The organism is Herbaspirillum sp. VT-16-41, from assembly GCF_001994935.1.
Taxonomy (GTDB): domain Bacteria; phylum Pseudomonadota; class Gammaproteobacteria; order Burkholderiales; family Burkholderiaceae_D; genus Herbaspirillum; species Herbaspirillum frisingense.
Genome location: NZ_MUXB01000095.1, coordinates 153,282 through 173,060, shown reverse-complemented (window position 1 = coordinate 173,060; position 19,779 = coordinate 153,282). Strand labels below are relative to the sequence as shown.

The 19,779-nt window shown below is 64.5% G+C and carries 19 protein-coding genes; 12 read left to right on the top strand and 7 right to left on the bottom strand.

Going from position 1 to position 19,779, the window contains the following annotated elements; all coding sequences use genetic code 11:
- Nucleotides 1-30 precede the first annotated feature (30 nt).
- From BTM36_RS07765 to lpxC, 5 genes are all read left to right on the top strand, one after another.
- On the top strand, nt 31-801 hold the full coding sequence (locus BTM36_RS07765; protein ID WP_006713162.1) for a cell division protein FtsQ/DivIB: 771 nt from the start codon (nt 31-33) through the stop codon (nt 799-801).
- Between the two features lie 10 nt (nt 802-811).
- Entirely contained in the window at nt 812-2,044 is a 1,233-nt protein-coding gene (ftsA, locus tag BTM36_RS07760) for a cell division protein FtsA (protein WP_008334543.1), read from the top strand.
- Nucleotides 2,045-2,388: 344 nt separating this feature from the next.
- Nucleotides 2,389-3,576: a cell division protein FtsZ gene (gene ftsZ / locus BTM36_RS07755; protein WP_006713164.1), complete on the top strand. Its 1,188-nt coding sequence runs from the start codon at nt 2,389-2,391 to the stop codon at nt 3,574-3,576.
- Between the two features lie 182 nt (nt 3,577-3,758).
- The gene (locus tag BTM36_RS07750; RefSeq protein WP_077235803.1) at nt 3,759-4,265 is read left to right on the top strand and encodes a peroxiredoxin; all 507 of its coding nucleotides are present in this window, start codon (nt 3,759-3,761) and stop codon (nt 4,263-4,265) included.
- 179 nt (nt 4,266-4,444) lie between these two features.
- Nucleotides 4,445-5,380, top strand: coding sequence for a UDP-3-O-acyl-N-acetylglucosamine deacetylase (gene lpxC, locus BTM36_RS07745; RefSeq protein WP_006713168.1), 936 nt, complete (start codon nt 4,445-4,447; stop codon nt 5,378-5,380).
- Between the two features lie 130 nt (nt 5,381-5,510).
- Here the strand turns inward: lpxC and BTM36_RS07740 are convergent, their stop codons facing one another.
- Nucleotides 5,511-6,065 carry a DciA family protein gene (locus BTM36_RS07740; RefSeq protein WP_039876583.1) on the bottom strand — a complete coding sequence of 185 codons (555 nt, stop codon included), beginning with the start codon at nt 6,063-6,065 and terminating at the stop codon, nt 5,511-5,513.
- A 53-nt stretch (nt 6,066-6,118) separates the two neighbouring features.
- Between BTM36_RS07740 and BTM36_RS07735 the strand changes: the two genes are divergently transcribed.
- From BTM36_RS07735 to mutT, 7 genes are all read left to right on the top strand, one after another.
- A complete protein-coding gene (locus BTM36_RS07735; RefSeq protein WP_006713171.1) occupies nt 6,119-7,096 on the top strand; it encodes a M23 family metallopeptidase in 978 nt (325 codons plus the stop codon).
- Between the two features lie 244 nt (nt 7,097-7,340).
- Nucleotides 7,341-10,094 carry a preprotein translocase subunit SecA gene (gene secA, locus BTM36_RS07730; protein ID WP_077235802.1) on the top strand — a complete coding sequence of 918 codons (2,754 nt, stop codon included), beginning with the start codon at nt 7,341-7,343 and terminating at the stop codon, nt 10,092-10,094.
- A 166-nt stretch (nt 10,095-10,260) separates the two neighbouring features.
- Nucleotides 10,261-11,061, top strand: a complete 801-nt coding sequence (locus tag BTM36_RS07725) for a DUF2272 domain-containing protein (protein WP_077235801.1) — start codon at nt 10,261-10,263, stop codon at nt 11,059-11,061.
- A gap of 12 nt (nt 11,062-11,073) precedes the next feature.
- Nucleotides 11,074-11,832: an SGNH/GDSL hydrolase family protein gene (locus tag BTM36_RS07720; protein ID WP_077235800.1), complete on the top strand. Its 759-nt coding sequence runs from the start codon at nt 11,074-11,076 to the stop codon at nt 11,830-11,832.
- 35 nt (nt 11,833-11,867) lie between these two features.
- Nucleotides 11,868-13,103, top strand: coding sequence for a bifunctional glutamate N-acetyltransferase/amino-acid acetyltransferase ArgJ (argJ, locus tag BTM36_RS07715; RefSeq protein WP_006713178.1), 1,236 nt, complete (start codon nt 11,868-11,870; stop codon nt 13,101-13,103).
- A gap of 189 nt (nt 13,104-13,292) precedes the next feature.
- Nucleotides 13,293-14,168: an ATP-binding protein gene (locus BTM36_RS07710; protein ID WP_077235799.1), complete on the top strand. Its 876-nt coding sequence runs from the start codon at nt 13,293-13,295 to the stop codon at nt 14,166-14,168.
- Nucleotides 14,168-14,581 carry an 8-oxo-dGTP diphosphatase MutT gene (mutT, locus tag BTM36_RS07705; protein ID WP_077235798.1) on the top strand — a complete coding sequence of 138 codons (414 nt, stop codon included), beginning with the start codon at nt 14,168-14,170 and terminating at the stop codon, nt 14,579-14,581. Before BTM36_RS07710 ends, mutT begins: the two co-directional genes overlap by 1 nt.
- An 87-nt stretch (nt 14,582-14,668) precedes the next feature.
- On the opposite strand, the gene yacG is transcribed toward mutT, so the two are convergent.
- The 6 genes from yacG to BTM36_RS07675 form a co-directional block, all read right to left on the bottom strand.
- Nucleotides 14,669-14,854, bottom strand: a complete 186-nt coding sequence (gene yacG, locus BTM36_RS07700) for a DNA gyrase inhibitor YacG (RefSeq protein WP_034336666.1) — start codon at nt 14,852-14,854, stop codon at nt 14,669-14,671.
- Between the two features lie 29 nt (nt 14,855-14,883).
- Nucleotides 14,884-15,639: a cell division protein ZapD gene (gene zapD / locus BTM36_RS07695; RefSeq protein ID WP_006713184.1), complete on the bottom strand. Its 756-nt coding sequence runs from the start codon at nt 15,637-15,639 to the stop codon at nt 14,884-14,886.
- A 191-nt stretch (nt 15,640-15,830) separates the two neighbouring features.
- Complete coding sequence (gene coaE / locus BTM36_RS07690) at nt 15,831-16,451, bottom strand: dephospho-CoA kinase (protein ID WP_077235797.1); 621 nt, start codon at nt 16,449-16,451, stop codon at nt 15,831-15,833.
- Nucleotides 16,452-16,460: 9 nt separating this feature from the next.
- Nucleotides 16,461-17,324, bottom strand: coding sequence for an A24 family peptidase (locus BTM36_RS07685; RefSeq protein WP_077235796.1), 864 nt, complete (start codon nt 17,322-17,324; stop codon nt 16,461-16,463).
- Nucleotides 17,325-17,404: 80 nt separating this feature from the next.
- The gene (locus tag BTM36_RS07680; RefSeq protein ID WP_077235795.1) at nt 17,405-18,646 is read right to left on the bottom strand and encodes a type II secretion system F family protein; all 1,242 of its coding nucleotides are present in this window, start codon (nt 18,644-18,646) and stop codon (nt 17,405-17,407) included.
- On the bottom strand, nt 18,633-19,769 hold the full coding sequence (locus BTM36_RS07675) for a GspE/PulE family protein (RefSeq protein ID WP_077235794.1): 1,137 nt from the start codon (nt 19,767-19,769) through the stop codon (nt 18,633-18,635). Before BTM36_RS07675 ends, BTM36_RS07680 begins: the two co-directional genes overlap by 14 nt.
- Between the last annotated feature and the right edge of the window lie 10 nt (nt 19,770-19,779).

Sequence of the window (19,779 nt, the reverse complement as noted above, 5' to 3'; positions counted from 1 at the left end):
TGGTTCGGGTCTAAGGGAGCGCGCGCGTCGATGTGGCAGGACGTCAAGATGCTCAACGCCATCAGCAGTGCGCTCATTGCGCTGGTGCTGCTGGCCCTGGTGGCATCCGGGTTGTGGTGGGTGGCGCAGCGGCCGATGTTTACGCTGCACACGATACGTATCGAGTCCGCCGGCGAGTTGCCGCTGGAAAAGGTCAATGCGTTGACGGTGCGGGCTACTGCGGTGCCGCGCATCCACGGCAATTTCTTCACCGCCGACCTGACGGCGGTGCGGGCGGCCTTCGAGGCCGTGCCCTGGGTGCGCAAGGCCATGGTGCGGCGCGAATGGCCGGACCGGCTGGTGGTGAAGATCGAGGAACACAAGGCCCTGGGTACCTGGGGTGAAGATGGCAAGTTGTTGTCGCAGAAGGGCGATGTGTTTACCGCCAACCTGGCCGAGGCCGAGGACGACGGTGACCTGCTGGAATTCGATGGCCCGCCCGGCAGCGAGCAGCAGGTAGTGGCGCGGCTGGCGTTGTTCCGCCAGTGGTTCGCACCGATCAAGCTGGAGCCGGAGTCGCTGGTGCTGTCCAATCGCTATGCCTGGACGGTGCGCCTGGACAACGGCATGACGGTCGAACTGGGGCGTGATCAGGGCGATGCGGTCCTGAAGGAACGTGTGGCAAGGCTGGTGGCGGTGTATCCGCAACTGCTGGAAAGATTGCAGGGCAAGATAGAAAGTGTCGACTTGCGCTATCCCAACGGGATGGCGTTGAAGGCGGATGGAATGGTGCTGGCGGCAATGAACGGGAAAAAGAAATAAGCGGAACGCTATGACAAAAGACGCAAAAAATCTGATCGTCGGCCTGGACATCGGCACCTCGAAAGTGGTGGCGGTGGTGGCCGAGGTGCTGCCCGACGGCCGCCACGAAGTGATCGGGCTGGGCCAGTCCGAATCCAAGGGGCTCAAGAAGGGGGTGGTGGTCAATATCGAAGCCACCGTCGAATCCATCCAGCGCGCCCTGGAAGAGGCCGAGCTGATGGCCGACTGCAAGATCCGCAATGTCTATACCGGCATTGCCGGCAGCCACATCCGCAGCTTCAACTCCAGCGGCATGGTGGCCATCAAGGACAAGGAAGTCACCGCGGCCGACGTCTCCCGCGTGATCGAGACCGCCAAGGCGGTCAACATCCCGACCGACCAGCAATTGCTGCACACGGTGCCGCAGGAATTCATCGTCGACAACCAGGAAGATGTGCGCGAGCCCATCGGCATGAGCGGCATCCGCCTGGAAGTGAAGGTTCACATCGTCACCGGCGCCGTCTCGGCCGTCCAGAACATCGTCAAGTGCGTGCGCCGCTGCGGTTTGGAAGTATCGGACCTGATCCTGCAACCGATGGCCTCGGCCGATTCGGTGCTGACCACCGACGAGCGCGAGCTGGGCGTGGTGCTGGTCGATATCGGCGGCGGCACCACCGACGTGGCGGTGTTCACCGAAGGCGCGATCCGGCACACCGCGGTGATTCCGATTGCCGGCGACCAGATCACCAACGACATCGCCATGGCCCTGCGCACCCCGACGCTGGAGGCCGAAGAGATCAAGCTGCGTTATGGCGTGGCCAAGCAGATCCTGGCTGATCCGACCGAGACCCTGGAAGTGCCGGGCCTGGGCGACCGCAATCCGCGCACGCTGTCGCGTCAGGCGCTGGCGGCGGTCATCGAGCCGCGTGTGGAAGAGCTGTTCGCGCTGGTGCACCAGGTGGTGCGCGAGTCGGGTTACGAAGAGGTGCTGTCCTCCGGCATCGTCCTTACCGGCGGCTCGGCGATGATGCCGGGCATGACCGAACTGGCTGAAGACATCTTCTTGAAGCCGGCCCGCCTGGGAACGCCCGAATACAGCGGCCAGCTGGCCGACGTGGTGCGCAGCCCGCGCTACTCGACCGTGCTGGGCCTGCTGCAGGAAGCCAAGAAGCAATACCTGCGCGGCTACATCGTGACCCGCCAGGAAGGCTCGGTGAAGGCGGTCTGGCAGCGCATGAAGGAATGGTTCCTCGGCAACTTCTGAGGACCGCGTCCCGCGGGCTATACGGGCGGGCTGTGGAATGCATCAGGATGTAAAAGCATTGGTGGGCGCTGGCGTAACGGCTGTAGGGTTCAGGCAGTCGACATGGACGGGACGCCAGCAGATGGGCAGGACGGTTTTGTTGGGATAGCGGTAGCAGGCATGACTCGCAACATTCATTCGTGGCATTCGTAGCATTCGTGGCATCGGCAGTATTGGTTTCAAAAGTTAAAGCAGCAACAACAGGGAATTGAACGTATAGACAGCAGTGATCAGTTGCTAGTCGTCACACCGCGTGATGCCTATCAACTGCCAGCTGCAGGACACATATATTTAAAGGAGTCATCATGGAAATCGATATGGTCGACAATGCGACGCTGGGGACGATCATCAAGGTCGTTGGCGTTGGCGGTGCTGGCGGCAATGCCGTGCAGCACATGATTAACAAGGGTGTCTCTGGCGTCGAATTCATCGCCGCCAACACGGATGCCCAGGCGCTCAAGCAATCCAAGGCGCATAACGTCATCCAGATCGGTGATACCGGTCTGGGCGCCGGCATGCAGCCTGACGTCGGTCGCCGTCTGGCCGAGGAAACCCGTGCCCGCATCGAAGATTCCCTGCGCGGGGCGCACATGGTCTTCATCGCCGCCGGCATGGGTGGCGGCACCGGCACGGGTGCCGCACCGGTGGTGGCGCAGGTGGCCAAGTCGCTGGGCGCGCTGACCGTGGCAGTGGTCTCCAAGCCGTTCTCCTACGAAGGCCAGAAGTGCATGGACATCGCCGACGCCGGTCTGGAAGAGCTGACCCAGCACGTCGATTCGCTGATCATCATCCTCAATGAAAAGCTGGAAGAGATCTACGAAGACGACAGCATGATCGAATGGCTGTCCCATGCTGACGACGTGCTCAACAACGCCGTGGCCGGTATTGCCGAGATCATCAACGTCCCGGGTCACATCAACGTCGACTTCAACGACGTCAAGACCATCATGGGCGAGCAGGGCAAGGCCATGATGGGTACCGCCACCGCTGCCGGCGTGGACCGCGCCCGCGTGGCCGCCGAGCAGGCCGTGGCCTCGCCGCTGCTGGATGGCATCGACCTGTCGGGCGCCCGCGGCGTGCTGGTCAACGTGACCGCCAGCCGTGGCCTGAAGGGTAAGGAAATCAAGGAAGTGATGGCGACCGTGCGTGCCTTCGCGGCCCCTGACGCTTCCATCGCCCAGGGTATCGCCTACGACGACAGCATGGGCGACGAGATCCGCGTCACCGTGGTGGCCACCGGCCTGGGCCGTGCCCGCAAGGCCGTGCAACTGGTGCAGACCCCGGTCATGCGTACCGGTACCCACAACGAACCGATGATGGCCGTCGGTGGCGTCATGCCGCAAGGCGCAGCGCAACCGGCTGCTGCCTTCGGTGGCCTGAAGGCTCCGGCCGTGTGGCGTCGCGAGTCGGCTTCCGACACCGTGCGCGCGCTGGAAAAGAACGGCATGGAAACCTACGACATCCCGGCCTTCCTGCGCAAGCAGGCGGACTGAGTCGGGTGCTCGGTGCTGGCCTGCGCAGTCGAAGCAGGCCGGCCGGTTCCGAGGCATACTAACGCCGCGCCTGGTGCGCGGCGTTTTTTCGTGCGTCGCCCGCGGGCAACTCATCTGTCCGATCGATCAATCGGGCCAGATTCATCACCTAGATCACTTATACAACCAGACGAGGAAACACCATGACCATCAAGATCGGCGACCGCCTGCCCGAAGGCACCCTGACCGAATTCATCGAGACCGAGACCGAAGGCTGCAGCCTGGGCCCCAACGCCTTCAAGGTGTCCGACCTGGTCAAGGGCAAGAAGATTGCCTTGTTCGCCCTGCCCGGCGCCTTCACCCCGACCTGTTCGGCCAAGCACGTGCCGGGCTACATCGCCCTGGCGGATCAGTTCAAGGCCAAGGGTGTGGACGAGATCTGGTGCCTTTCGGTCAACGACGCCTTCGTCATGGGCGCCTGGGGCCGCGACCAGAAGGCCACCGGCATCGTGCGCATGTTCGGCGACGGCAGCGCCACCTTCACCAAGGCACTGGGCATGGAGTTCGACCTGACCGAACGCAACATGGGCGTGCGTTCGCAGCGCTATTCGATGCTGCTCGAAGATGGCGTGGTCAAGCAGCTGAACCTGGAAGCACCGGGCAAGTTCGAGGTGTCCGACGCCGAGACCCTGCTGGGCCAACTGGGCTGATTTCCTCCGGGAATCCTGCAACGGCATGCTGCGGCATGCCGTTTTGCTTTTTGGAAATGGCAAGTCGTGCAAGAAGTCGTTGCGAGACCACACCGGCGGGTCTTTGCAGATGGGAACGATTTGCAACAAAGCCGCGCCGTGGCGGGGCGGGGGGAGGGCATCTTGGCTATAATGGCCGGATGTTGAAACAGCGCACAATCAAGAATCTGGTCAAGACCACGGGCGTCGGTCTGCACTCCGGCACCAAGGTCGAGCTGACCCTGCGCCCGGCTGCGCCCGACACCGGCATCATCTTCCGTCGCGTCGACCTGGACCCGGTGGTCGAGCTGCCGATGATGGCCACTGGCGTGGGCGATACCCGCATGGCCTCGACCCTGACCAAGGATGGCGCCAAGGTTTCCACCGTCGAACACCTGCTGTCGGCCTGCGCCGGCCTGGGCATCGACAACCTGTATATCGATCTGACCGCCGAAGAAATCCCCATCATGGATGGCTCGGCCTCGTCCTTCGTCTTCCTGCTGCAGCAGGCCGGCCTGCAGGAACAGAATGCGGCCAAGAAATTCATCCGCGTCAAGAAGCCGGTGGAAGTGCGCGAAGGCAGCGGTGACAAGGAAAAATGGGCACGTCTGGAACCCTATGACGGTTTCCGCCTGAAGTTCTTCATCGAATTCAACCACCCCGCCGTGGATGGCACCGGCCAGGTCGCCGAAGTTGATTTCGGCATCGACTCCTACGTCAAGGAAATCGCCCGCGCGCGCACCTTCGGTTTCATGCAGGACGTCGAAACCCTGCGCGGCATGGGCCTGGCGCGGGGCGGCTCCTTCGAGAACGCCATCGTCATGGACGAGTACCGCATCCTCAACGCCGACGGCCTGCGCTACGATAACGAGTTCGTCCGCCACAAGATCCTGGACGCCATCGGCGACCTCTACATCATCGGCCATCCCTTGCTGGCCAGCTACGACGCCCACAAGTCCGGCCACGGGCTCAACAACCTGTTGCTGCGCGAACTGCTGTCGCAACCCGACGCCTATGAAATCGTCAGCTTCGACAAGCTGGAACAGGCGCCGCAGACCTACGTCATGCAGGCCAAGCAGGAGTGGGCGCTGAACTGATCGCTTAACCGCCCAGCAGCAGCCATGAATGCAGACGCCCCGGCCTGGACCGGGGCGTTTCTTTTTGGCGCTGCAGAGTGGGCTGGTAAAAAATCTTGTAAATCTTTTATCAGGACAGGGGCGGGCGGGTCTAGCTTCCCTCGGGAAATGGCGACGATTCCCCTGCCTGCTTGGACGATCTGCGACCGTCGCGACGCCGTATCATGGCATCGATCGCATCCTTCAGGCCCTGACTGCGCGGGTCGCTGGCCAGCGTACTGCTGAGCTCGGCGAAGGAGGAGAGGGCGCCCTCGGTCAGCTCCAGCACCCGTTTGGGCGGAGGTGGAGGGGCAGTTTTGCCAACTTGCACTTTGATTCGGATTGAATTAACCTGCCATCCGTCCTTCAGCAGGCGGTCCTGCAGCCTCGGGGTTTGCTGCTTCAACCGGGCCGCCAGCGCTGCATTGGGCGCGCTCATGACCAGCACGCCAGCTTCGAACTGCAAGATCTGACACGCGGCAAACATCGCCGGCAACGACGCGGCGACCGACTGCTGCAGCGTGCCCATGCGAGCCAGGGCGGGCAAGAGCGCCGCCATCGTCGAATTCGACCGCAAGAAATCCGCGGCTCCCTTCGTGCTCTTCGCCATGCGTTGGGCGCTCGTGGGGGCAGGCCGATAAGGGGTGAACGTAGATGGGTACTTCATCTTTAAACCTTATCACATCCGGTGTCTGACCGGCCGGAGACCAAGGAGCAAAGATGCAAATTATCCTGCTGCACCCCCGTTTCACCAAAGCCCGTTCCGTCACGCTGGGCAGCAAGCACCTGTTCATCCTGATGTTCCTGCTGGTCGGCCTGATCGCCGGCTCCTCGACACTGATCACCTACTTCCTGCTGCGCCAGGCCGGAGACCCCGATGCCTCCCCGCTGCTGCACAAGCTGGCGGTATCGATGAGCCAGGAAGAGGACGGCCGCAACGAAAAATTCCTCAAGGAAAACCTGGCCATGATGGCCGTCAAGGTCGGCGAGATGCAGGCCCAGATGATGCGCCTGGATGCGCTGGGCGAGCGGGTGCAGGGCCTGGCCGGCATCCGTCCCGAGGAATTCAACTTCAAGGAGTCGCCCGGTCGCGGCGGCGCCGAAGTCTCCAGCCTGGCCGGTCCGGGCCGCGATGTCGGCCTGGACGAGTTGCGCCGCATGCTGGACAACCTGGCCGTGGATGCCGGGCATCGCACCGATTACCTCAACGCCGTCGAATCCACCCTGATGGGTGACAAGATCAAGTCGCGCCTGTTGCCGACCAACCAGCCGGTCAACGTCGCCTACAATTCGTCCAGCTTCGGCTGGCGCCTGGACCCCTTCACCGGCCACAATGCCTTCCATGAAGGCCTGGACTTCCCCGCTGCGGTCGGTACGCGCATCGTCGCAGCGGCGGCCGGCGTGGTGATTGCCTCGGAATATCATTACCAGTTTGGCAACATGCTGGAAATCGACCACGGCAACAACATCATCACCCGTTACGCCCACGCCTCGCGCCTTTATGTGAAGGTGGGCGACATCGTCAAGCGTGGCCAGCATGTGGCCGATGTTGGCTCCACCGGCCGTTCCACTGGCGCCCACCTGCATTTCGAGGTGCGCATCCGTGGTATCGCCCAGGACCCGCGCAAGTTCCTGGCGCTGGGCGCCAATGGTGGCAACCAGCCCAAGCAGATGCCGGTGTTCGTGGCCGGTCGCTGAGCCCTGGCCCCCGGCCGGGCGCGCCGGCCTGAATATTTCTTCACGCGCCCCTTCCACCTTGAAACCTTGCAAACCTGCCCGATCTAAGGCTTTACCGCCCCGGGCCGGGCCGTAAAGCCATTGGCGCGGGCCTGCGTGCTAAAATCCATGGTTTATTTTCGGGCGTTGTCGGCCGGAACCCCACGGCCGGGTGCCAAACGTCTATCTGCCGGATCATTCATCGGCGCTTTTATAGAATCCAAGCATGTCATTCCTGACCAAGATTTTCGGCAGCCGTAACCAGCGTCTGCTCAAACAATATCAAAAAATCGTCCGCCAGATTAACGCGCTGGAGCCCTCGGTCGAGAAGCTGACCGATGCTGAACTGCAAGCCAAGACGCCCGAATTCAAGCAACGCATCGCCGGCGGCGAAGCGCTCGACGCGATCCTGCCGGAAGCCTTTGCGGTCTGCCGCGAAGCCAGCCGTCGCGTGCTCAAGATGCGCCACTTCGATGTCCAGCTGATCGGTGGCATGGCCCTGCACTTCGGCAAGATCGCCGAAATGCGTACCGGCGAAGGCAAGACCCTGATGGCGACCCTGCCGGCCTACCTCAATGCCCTGGCCGGCAAGGGCGTGCACGTGGTGACCGTCAACGACTACCTGGCGCAGCGCGACGCCGACGACATGGGACAACTCTACAGCTGGCTGGGCCTGACCACCGGCGTGAACCTGTCGCAGATGGAGCACGACGTCAAGCAGGAGGCCTACGCGGCCGACATCACCTACGGTACCAACAACGAATTCGGCTTCGACTACCTGCGCGACAACATGGTCTTCGATGCCGACGACCGCGTGCAGCGCGCCCTGAACTTCGCCATCGTCGACGAAGTGGACTCGATCCTGATCGACGAAGCGCGTACCCCGCTGATCATCTCCGGCCAAGCCGAGAACCACACCGAGCTGTACCACAAGATGAACGCCGTGCCGCCGCTGCTGACGCTGCAGATCGGCGAGGAAACCCCCGACGGCAAGGGCAAGATCGAAGTCCCGGGTGACTACACCAAGGATGAGAAGAGCCACCAGGTGCTGCTGACCGAAGCCGGTCACGACAAGGCCGAGGAAATCCTCACCCAGATGGGCTTGCTGGCTGAAGGCGCCTCGCTCTACGACGCCGCCAACATCACCCTGATCCACCACCTGTACGCCGCCCTGCGCGCCCACACCCTGTACCACCGCGACCAGCACTATGTGGTGCAGAACGGCGAAGTGGTGATCGTGGACGAATTCACCGGTCGTCTCATGACCGGACGCCGCTGGTCCGACGGCCTGCACCAGGCGGTGGAAGCCAAGGAAGGCGTGAAGATCCAGAACGAGAACCAGACCCTGGCCTCGATCACCTTCCAGAACTACTTCCGCATGTACGGCAAGCTCTCCGGCATGACCGGCACGGCCGATACCGAAGCCTACGAATTCCAGGAAATCTATCACCTGGAAACCGTCGTGATCCCGCCCAACCGTCCCAATGCCCGCAAGGACCGCCAGGATCAGGTCTACAAGACCGCGCAAGAGAAGTACATGGCGATGGTCAAGGACATCCAGGACTGCTACGAGCGCGGCCAGCCCGTGCTGGTGGGCACCACCTCGATCGAGAACTCGGAACTGCTGTCGGGCATCCTGACCAAGGCCAAGCTGCCGCACAACGTCCTGAACGCCAAGCAGCACGCTCGCGAAGCCGAGATCGTCGCCCAGGCCGGCCGTCCCAAGATGATCACCATCGCCACCAACATGGCCGGTCGCGGTACCGACATCGTGCTGGGTGGCAACATGGGCAAGCAGATCCAGCTGATCGAGGCCGACGAGTCCCTGTCGGACGCCGACAAGGCCGCCAGGTCGCAGCAGCTGCGCGATGAATGGCAGTCCCTGCACGACCACGTGGTCAATGCCGGCGGCCTGCACATCATCGGTACCGAACGTCACGAATCGCGTCGCGTGGACAACCAGTTGCGTGGCCGTTCCGGCCGCCAGGGCGACCCGGGTTCCTCGCGCTTCTACCTGTCGCTGGACGATGCGCTGCTGCGCATCTTCGCCGGCGACCGCGTGCGCGCCATCATGGACCGCCTGAAGATGCCCGAAGGCGAACCGATCGAGGCCGGCATCGTCAGCCGCTCCATCGAATCGGCCCAGCGCAAGGTGGAAGCCCGCAACTTCGACATCCGCAAGCAACTGCTGGAATACGACGACGTCGCCAACGACCAGCGCAAGGTGATCTACCAGCAGCGTAACGAGCTGCTGGAATCGGTGGAAATGGCCGAGATGATCGCCTCCCTGCGCGATGGCGTCTTCACCGACCTGTTCCGCCAGTACGTGCCGGCCGAGTCGATGGAAGAGCAGTGGGACATCCCCGGCCTGCAAGCTGCGCTGACCGGCGAATGGCAGCTCGACGTTTCGCTGGAAGCGATGCTGGCAGCCGAGCCGGATCTGTCCGACGAAGACCTGCTGGAGCGCCTGCTGACCGCTGCCAAGGACGCCTACGACGCCAAGGTCGCCGTGGTCGGCGTGGAGGCCTTCGCCGGTTTCGAGCGCAGCGTCATGCTGCAGAGCATCGACAACCACTGGCGCGAACACCTGGCGGCGCTGGATCACCTGCGCCAGGGTATCCACCTGCGTGGTTATGCGCAGAAGAACCCCAAGCAGGAATACAAGCGCGAAGCCTTCGAACTGTTCGCCCAGATGCTGGACCTGATCAAGAACGAAGTGATCAAGGTGGTCATGACGGTCCGCATCCAGAGCCGCGAGGAAATCGAAGCGGCCGAGGAAAGCATGTCCGGTGGCTCGCCCATCAACGTCAACTACCAGCACGCCGACTTCAATCCGGAAGCCGCGCCCGAGGAACTGCTGGCGCCGACGGCCCTGGCCGACAGTGACGATGGTTCAGAGTACCCCAAGGTCGGTCGCAACGACCCCTGCCCATGCGGCAGCGGCAAGAAGTACAAGCAATGCCACGGCAAGCTGGCCTGATCACCTGATCGTCCGCCCGCTGTCGAAGAGAAGGCCGTTCCCCCGCCCGGGTGAACGGCCTTTTTGCTGGTGGCTGGGGCTACGCGCCGCTGTGCTTCACGCCTTATGATGAGCGCACCGGCCGCCAGGCCCCGCCAGATTGTCCGCCCTCCAGGAGAACAAGAAGATGATATCCGCCACGTCTTTCCGTCCCGCCCTTTGCGGCGCGCTGGCTGCAGCCCTGCTGCTGGCCGGCTGCGCCTCGTCGCCGCTGCCGCAATGGCGCGATAGCGACAACGCCGGCTATGCCCCGGTCACGCCGGCCATCCCCATCACCAACACCGGCGTGCCAGCGGTGGCCATCAGCACTGCTGCGCCCACCCGCGCGGCGCTGGTGGCGGCGGCCAGGGCCGAGTGGGATTTCTTCGGCAACCAGCAGATCGACATGCGCCACGATCCCTTCAGCGCTCCGCGCCTGGGCCTGCTGGAAGATGAAGGCGAGGCCGTGCAGCGCGTGGCCGAATACTGGCATGCGGTCGGCAAGAACCTGACTGGTGCAGACTGCCAGCAGGCCTGGTCGGCGGCCTTCATTTCCTGGCTGATGGTCAGCAGCAATGTGGCGCCGCAGGACTTCGCGCCCAGTGAAACCCATTTCAACTACCTGAGCTTCCTCAAGGACCGCCAGTCGCGTCCCTCGCCGCAATTCGTGCTGCGCCCGCCCGAGAGTGAGCCGCTCACGCCCGGTGACCTGATCTGCGCTCCACGCGGCAACAACAATGCGACCTCCATCGACGAGATACGCCCCGGCCTGGCAGGGCATTGCGACATGGTGGTGGAAGTCCATGCCGAGGATGGCTGGGCCGGGGTGATCGGCGGCAATGTCTTCAACTCGGTGTCTGAATCGCTGATTCCGGTCGATGACCAGGGCCGGGCGCAGCCGATCGCGCAGCGGCCCTGGCTGGTGGTGGTCAAGAACCTGCTGCCCTGACCGGCACATCGCATGTTGATCCTGGCCAAGATCCTGCTCGGACCGCTGCTGTTGCTGCAGGGCAGGCGCCTGCGCAAGACCGCATTGCGCCTGCCCGAGGCCAGCGGCCCGCGCAGCGGCGTGGAGATACCGGCCAGCTATGTCAGCGCCAGCGCTGCCACCGCGCCGCTGCGGGTGCTGGTGGTCGGGGATTCCTCGGCCGCCGGTGTCGGTGTGGAACATCAGGAGCAGGCGCTGGCCCAGCCGCTGGCGCGCCAGCTCGCCACCCGCAGCGGCCGGCCGGTGGCCTGGCAACTGGTGGCGCAGAGCGGCGTCAATTCGCTGGAAGCCCTGGACCTGCTGACGCGTCACGAGATCGGCCCGGCCACCGTGCTGGTGGTGGCGCTGGGCGTCAATGACGTGACCTCGCAGATGTCGGCCCGCCGTTATGTCGCCAACTTGCGCCGGCTGAGCGAGCGCCTGATGGCGCAGGCCGGTGTGGAACACATCGTCTTTTCCGGCTTGCCCCCCATGCATCTGCTGCCGTTGGCGCCGCAGCCGCTGCGCTGGTACCTGGGGCGCTGCGCCCGCAAGCTGGATGGCGCATTGCGCGCCTGGATAGGGCGCGACCCGGCGTTGCGCTACTGCTCGCTGCAATGGGCCTTGCCGCATGGCATGGCGCTGGACCGCTTCCACCCCGGCCCCGGCCAGTATGCCCAATGGGCAGTGATGTGCGCCGAGATCGTCGAAACCGGCTTCCTGCGTCATCAGCCGGTGACGGAAAGTGTTTAAAATACGCGTTCCGATTTTTACGCTGAAAGCTCGCCATGGCCGTCAATTCCCCGATCCCCGTCCCTTCCGACCTCAAAGCCGTTGCCGGCATCGAACTCGGCCATGCCGAGGCGGGCGTGCGCAAGGCCAATCGCAAGGACGTGCTGGTCATGAAGCTGGCCGAGACCGCCACCGTGGCCGGCGTATTCACCAAGAACCGCTTCTGCGCTGCACCGGTGCAGATCTGCCAGGCCAACCTGGCCCAGTTGAGCGCCGCCAAGCCCATCCGTGCACTGGTCATCAACACCGGCAATGCCAACGCCGGCACCGGTGAAGAAGGCCTGCAGCGCGCCAGGTCGGTCTGCGCCGCCCTGGCCCAGCAGATGGGCGTGGAGCCGCAGCAGATCCTGCCGTTTTCCACCGGCGTGATCCTGGAGCCGCTGCCGGCAGAGCGCATCATCGCCGGCCTGCCGCAGGCCATCGGCAACCTCAAGGCCGATAACTGGTTCAACGCGGCCGAGTCCATCATGACCACCGACACCCAGCCCAAGGCCGCTTCGCGCACCCTGAGCATCGGCGGCAAGCAGGTGGTGATGACCGGCATCAGCAAGGGCGCCGGCATGATCAAGCCCAACATGGCCACCATGCTGGGCTTCCTGGCCTTCGACGCCAAGCTGCCACAGGCGCTGCTGAACCAGCTGGTCAAGGATGCCGCCGACCACTCCTTCAACTGCATCACCATCGATGGCGACACCTCGACCAACGATTCCTTCATCCTGATGGCCACCGGCGCCGGCGAACTGGAGATCACCAGTGCCGACAGCGACGACTACAAGCAACTGGCCGCCGCCGTCACCGACCTCTCGCAGCATCTGGCGCACCAGATCGTGCGTGATGGCGAAGGTGCCACCAAGTTCATCGAAGTGGCCGTGGAAGACGGCAAGAGCGTCGAGGAATGCCGCCAGATCGCCTATTCCATCGGCCACTCGCCCCTGGTCAAGACCGCCTTCTTCGCCTCCGATCCGAACTTGGGCCGCATCCTGGCCGCCATCGGCTATGCCGGCATCGACGACCTGGATGTGTCCAGGATCAACCTCTGGCTGGACGATGTCTGGGTCGCCAAGGACGGCGGTCGCAACCCCGACTACCGCGAGGAAGACGGTCAGCGCGTCATGAAGAAGGCCGAAATCGTGGTCCGTGTGAAGCTGGCGCGCGGCACGGCCAAGGCCTCCATCTGGACCTGCGACCTGTCGCACGATTACGTGTCGATCAACGCCGACTACCGTTCCTGATCTCCTGACAGGACCTGTCACCGCGCGCCCGCCCGCCCACCATCCCCGGGCCGGCGGCGCGCCCGGGATGGTGGCGGCAACATGAATGCCCGCGCCCTCGGAACAATTTAATTCACGCCGGCCGCTGCCGTGTTGCGCCACAATGTGGCGTCGCATCTACTCTCAAGCCCATCCCAAGCACTGATCACCATGACCCAGTTAGACCAATTCCTGCAGCGTGCCGAAGCCTTGCTGGCGCGCGTCGAAGCCATCCTGCCCAATGCCGCCGCCCGCGAACCGGACTGGAACGCCGCCGTCGCCTTCCGTTGGCGCGGTGCCACCGCCCAGCGCGCCGGCTACCTGCAGGCCGTGGGCCAGATTTCGCGGATCTGCCTGTCCGACCTGCACAATATCGGCCCGCAAAAGGAACAGATTGACCAGAATACCCGCCAGTTCGTCGAAGGCCGCCCGGCCAACAACGTGCTGCTGACCGGTGCACGCGGCACCGGCAAGTCCTCGCTGATCAAAGCCTGCCTGAACCAGTACGCCGAGCGTGGCCTGCGCCTGATCGAGGTGGACAAGGACGACCTGCATGACCTGCAGGACATCGTTGAACTGGTGGCGGCGCGCCCGGAGCGCTTCATCGTCTTCTGCGACGATCTGTCCTTCGAAGAGGGCGAGGGCGGCTACAAGGCGCTGAAGGTGGCGCTGGACGGCAGCATTGCGGCCCAGTCCGACAATGTGCTCATCTACGCCACCTCCAACCGCCGCCACCTGATGCCGGAGCGCCTCTCCGACAACAGCACCTATACCCACACCGAGGATGGCGACCTGCATCCCGGCGAGACGGTGGAAGAAAAGATTTCGCTCTCCGAGCGTTTCGGCCTGTGGGTGACCTTCTATCCCTTCAAGCAGGACGACTTCCTCGACATCGTCGCCCACTGGCTGCGCCACTTCGGTTGCACCGACGCCCAGATCGCCGAAGCCCGTGCCGATGCGCTGCGCTGGGCGCTGCAGCGCAGTTCCCGCTCGGGTCGCGTGGCCTGGCAGTTCGCCCGTGATTACGCCGGCAAGGCGCAGGCCTGATGAGCCAGAACGCCAAGCCGATCGACGTCGCCGTGGGCATCCTGATGCAGCCCAACGGCGACGTGCTGCTGGGCCAGCGCCCGGAGGGCAAGCCCTATGCCGGTTACTGGGAGTTCCCGGGCGGCAAGGTGGAGCCGGGCGAAGGCATCTTCGCGGCCCTGCAGCGGGAGTTCAAGGAAGAGCTGGGCATCGAGGTGCTGGACGGCGAACCCTGGTGCGGCGTCGAACACGTCTATCCGCATGCCCATGTGCGCCTGCACTTCTACATCAGCCGCCAGTGGCGTGGCGAGCCGCAAAGCCTGGAAGGCCAGGCCTTTGCCTGGCAGGGGAGCGTGGGCGTGCAGCCGCTGCTGCCGGCGACCATTCCGCTGATCCAGTGGCTGGACCAGTTGCGCTACGGCGAGCCGGCGTGAGCGTGCTCAAGCCTCGGCCCTGGCACTGCCAGCCATGCAGGATTCAAAAGCGGGGATTTGAGCAAATGTGAAGGAAAAAGCCCGTCATCACTGTACGGGCTTGTCCCCTTCGTCTTCCAGCGGCAGGTTCACTGCGGGGATGGTGTACTTTTCTTCCGCCCAGGCTCCAAGGTCGATTTGCTTGCAGCGCTCGGAGCAGAACGGCCGATACTTGTTCTTTTCACTCCACTCCACCTTGGTGCCACAGGTCGGGCAATCCACTATCGTCGCCATACGCGTTACTTCAATTCGTTCGTTACAGGTCAAAAGCCGCACAGGGCCAGTTCGAAGGGGACTTCACCCTCGAAGGAGCGTGGCTTCTCGTCGCCATCCTGCTGGGTGAAACGCACCCACAGCATGTACTTGTTGGCGGAAATCTCGGGGATCGCACCCAGTTCGATATCCAGCGACAGGCGCAGCATCTGGTAGACCTTGCCTTGCAGCATCTGCTGGTAACTGCCGCCTTCGGCGTTGATCTTCACGGCATGGCCCGATTCGCGCAGCAGACGCATGACGATGCCGATGGCGTCGAACAAGGGGATCAGCGGGGCGAACCAGTTGGAAATGTCCTGGAAGCGGCGCTCGAAGGAATGCTGTTGCCAGGCGTAATAGGCCGGCAGGTCGAACTCGCAGGCGCCGCCCGGGATGATGGTGCGGCCACGGATGCTCATCAGCCATTCGTTGTCGCGGATGTTCTGGCCGGTCTTGCCTTGCGCGGCCGAGAGGGCAGTGCTGGCCTGGTCCACTTCGGCCAGGATGGCGTTGAGCATCTCCGGCTCGACATTGGGATTGGACTGATAGGCCAGCAGGATCTGTTTCTGCCGTTCCAGTTCTTGCAGCAGGTCGGACTTGAGGTCGGCGCGTCCGGCTACCTCCAGCATTTCGAAAATGGTGGCCAGGGCGATGTGATGCTGATGCGGGCTTTCCTGGTGCAGGAAGAAGACGAATTTCTCGTAGAGGTCTTCCAGTCGCAGCAGCGTGCGAATACGCTCATTGAAAGGGTATTCGTAGACGATCAAAGCATGATCCCTTTATCGGTGAACCGGACTTGTTGAAGGCCGCTGACAGGCGCGCTGGTGCAAAATACCTCGTCAACATTGCAATGTTTGTGATTCTGACCCATGCAGCAGAAAATTACAAATGCAGCCCTCATCAAATGAAGCCTTAGGTAACGTGGCGCCGCTGCTGCCGCCACCACCCCCGCCATCGATCACAGCGCGCCCGCCAGGGCCAGGTAGCGCGCATGCAGCGCATTCACCTGTTCGGGCAGCGCGGCATTGTCACCGCCGTTGTCGATGACGTCGTCCGCCACCGCCAAACGCGCCTGGCGGCTGGCCTGGGCGGCCATGATGGCTTCCACCTCGTCGCGCTGCAGGCCGTTGCGCTGCATGACGCGGGCCACCTGTACCTGTTCCGGGCAATCGACCACCAGGATGCGGCTGGCGCGCCCGACCCAGGTGCCGGACTCCACCAGCAGCGGCACCACGAAGATGACGTAGCTGCCGGTGGCGACCTCGGCCTGGCGCACCGTCTCGCTGCGGATCAGCGGGTGCAGGATCGCTTCCAGCGCATGGCGGGCGTTGGGATGGGAAAACACGTGATGGCGCATCCTCGCGCGGTCCATGGCGCCCCGCGCATCGATGAATTCGTCGCCGAAATGGGCGCGGATGGGGGCAATGGCCATGCCCTCGGGCGCGGTCAGGGCATGGGCGATGGCATCGGTATCTACCAGCGAGGCGCCCAGTTCACCGAAGAGATTGGCCACCGTGGTCTTGCCGCTGCCGATGCCGCCGGTCAGGCCGATGGTGAAGCGTTCAGTCAAGGAAGTCATGGGATAGGTTCAGTAAGCGAAGTGAGTCAGGTTCAGCCAGGTGCCATCCAGCAGCAGGGCCAGCAGGCCGGCGCCGGCCAGGCAGGGGCCGAATGGAATGGCCTGGCCGCGCTGGTGGCGCCCGCCGACCATCAGCGCCAGGCCCAGCAGGGCGCCCATCACCGAGGCCAGCAGCAGCACCAGCGGCAGCGCCTGCCAACCCAGCCAGGCGCCCAGGGCGGCCATGAGCTTGAAGTCGCCATAGCCCAGGCCGTCCTTGCCGGTGGCCAGCTTGAAGATCCAGAAGATCAGCCACAGCACGCCATAGCCGGCGGCCGCGCCCAGCACTGCATCGGGCAGCGCCACCAGGCGATGGTTCAGGTTCACCAGCAACCCCAGCCATAGCAGCGGCAGGGTCAGGTCATCGGGCAGCAGCATGGTGTCGGCATCGATGAAGGCGAGCGCAATCAGGAAGGCGCTGCAGAGCATGACGGCCAGCCCGGTGGCGCCCAGTCCGAAGCGCCAGGCCACCAGGGCGAACAGGAGCGCGGTCAGCAGCTCCACCAGCGGATAGCGCGGGCTGATCCTGGCCTGGCAAAAACTGCAGCGGCCGCGCAGCAGTAGCCAGCTCAGCACCGGCAGCTTGTGCCACGGCGCCAGCGGCCGGGCGCAGTGCGGGCAGGCGGAATGGGGCAGCCAGAGGTCGTAGCGATCCTGATGCGGCAGGGCTTCGCCGCGCTCCATCGCCACAAAATTGGCGGTCTCGCGCAGCATCATGATGGGCAGGCGGTGGATCACTACGTTCAGGAAGCTACCCACCAGCAGGCCCAGCAGGGCCGCCAGGCCGGCCAGGGCGGGATTGCCGGGGAGGGCGTAGGCTTCCAGGAAATGCATGGTCGGGTTCAGTCGTATCGGGTCGTGAAGTCAAGGCGCAGGGGGGAGTAGCCGCAGCAGGCCGGTCGTGCCGTCTACCGTCACACCACCGAACCCATGCGAAATACCGGCAGATACATCGCGACCACCAGCCCGCCGATGACCACGCCAAGCACCGCCATGATAACGGGTTCCATCAGGCTGGTGAGGGCGCTGACGGCTTCGTCGACCTCGCGTTCGTTGAGTTCGGCGATCTTGCCCAGCATTGCGTCCAGCGCGCCGGCCTCCTCGCCCACGGCGGTCATCTGCACCGCCAGGTCGGGGAAGACCCCGGTGGCCTGCATCGCGCCATGCAGGGATGCGCCATTGCGCACCGCATCGCGCACCGCCAGCGAGGCCTCGGCGAAGACCACGTTGCCGGCCGCTCCGGCGACGGTTTCCAGCGCTTCCACCAGCGCGATGCCGGCACCGAAGAGTGTGCCGAAGGTGCGGCTCCAACGTGCCAGCGCAGCCTGTCGCAACAGCCTGCCGAAGATCGGCAATGACAGGCTCAGCCGCTGCACCCGCGCCCGCAGCGCCGGATAGCGGCGCCAGGCATGCAGGGCCAGCAAGCCGCTCACGGCCAGGCCCAGCAACAGCATCGGCCAGTAGCGGCCCAGCACGCGCGCCAAGTTCATCACGATGCGGGTGGGCAGCGGCAGTTCGGCGCCGAACTGCTGGAACATCTGCTCGAAGGCCGGTACCACCCACAGCATGATGACGGCGGTCACCACGATCGCCACCAGCACCACCGCGCCCGGATAGGCCAGCGCCGCCCTGACCTTGCCCCGCAGCGCCAGCGACTTCTCGCGATAGAGGGCGATGCGCTCCAGCATGCTGTCGAGCATGCCGGCCTCCTCGGCGGCGCGCACCAGGTTGCAGAACAGGCCATCGAAATGGCGCGGATGGCGCTGCAGCGCGGCGTGCAGGCTGTCGCCGCGTGACACCTGTTGCCGCACTTCGCCCAGCAGGCCGGCCAGTGGCCCCTGGCCGGCGCCCCGGATGGCGATGTCCAGCGACTGCAGCAGCGGCAGACCGGCCTGCAGCATGGTGGCCAGCTGGCGCGTGAAGAGCGCGATCTGCTTGTCGCTGATGCGGGCGCGGGAGGGCTTGCGGGGGGCGACCCGGGTGGTGGTGCTGCCGACACTACCTGCCTCTCGCCGCAGGCGCGCCACCCGCAGTCCCTGGCGGCGTAGTTGGGCGCGCGCCTGGGCTTCGTCGCTGGCCTGCAGGACACCGCGCTGCGGCTGTCCGTACCGATCCAGGCCTTCCCAGCGGAAGTGTTTTGGTTCAGGTGCCGGCAAGGATCTCTCCCATGCTGGTTTCGCCGCGCAGGACCTTGAGCAGTCCGGCGCGGCGCAGGTCGATGATGCCCTCGGCCTGCGCCTGGCGTGCCAGCTCCAGCGTGCCGGCCTGGGCCAGGATCAGCGCCTGCATGGCGGCGCTGACCGGCATCACCTGGTAGATGCCGGTGCGGCCGCGATAGCCGCTCTGGTTGCAGGCCGGGCAGCCTTGCGGGACATAGGTGGATGGCTTGCCCGGCGCCGGACGCCGGCAGCGGCACAGCTTGCGTACCAGCCGCTGTGCCACGATCAGGCTCACCGACGCAGCGATGTTGTAGGCCGGCACCCCCATGTTGAGCAGGCGCGTGAGGGTCGAGGGGGCGTCGTTGGTGTGCAGGGTGGAGAGCACCAGGTGCCCGGTCTGGGACGCCTTGACCGCGATGTCGGCGGTTTCCAGGTCGCGGATTTCGCCCACCATCAGCACGTCCGGGTCCTGGCGCAGGAAGGCGCGCAGCGCCGTGGCGAAGTCCAGCCCGGCGCGTTCGTTGATGCCGACCTGGTTGATGCCGGGCAGGTTGATTTCCACCGGGTCCTCGGCGGTGGCGATGTTGACTCCGGGGCGGTTGAGCCGCTGCAGGCAGGCGTACAGGGAGACCGTCTTGCCCGAGCCGGTGGGGCCGGTCATCAGCACCAGCCCATGCGGTCGGGCGATGGCTTGCAGCAGCGCTTCCTGCTGGGCCGGTTCATAGCCCAGTTCGGCGATGGAGAAGCTGGCCTGGGCGGTATCGAGAATGCGCAGGACGATCTTTTCGCCGAACTGCGTAGGCAGGGTGGAGACGCGCAGGTCGATGCTGCGCTGGGCCAGTGCCAGGCGCATCTTGCCGTCCTGGGGCAGGCGCTTTTCGGCGATGTCCAGACGCGCCAGGATCTTCAGGCGGGTAGCCAGCTTGTCGCGCAGTGTCAGCGGTGGCTGCGCCAGTTCGTGCAGCACGCCATCGACGCGCAGGCGCACGCGGAAGAAGTGTTCGAAGGGTTCGAAATGCAGGTCGGAGGCGCCCATGCCGACGGCGTCGGCCAGCAGCTTGTGCAGCAGGCGTACTACCGGGACATCGTCATCGGCCACCGCCGGGGTTTGAGCTTGCATGACTGGCATG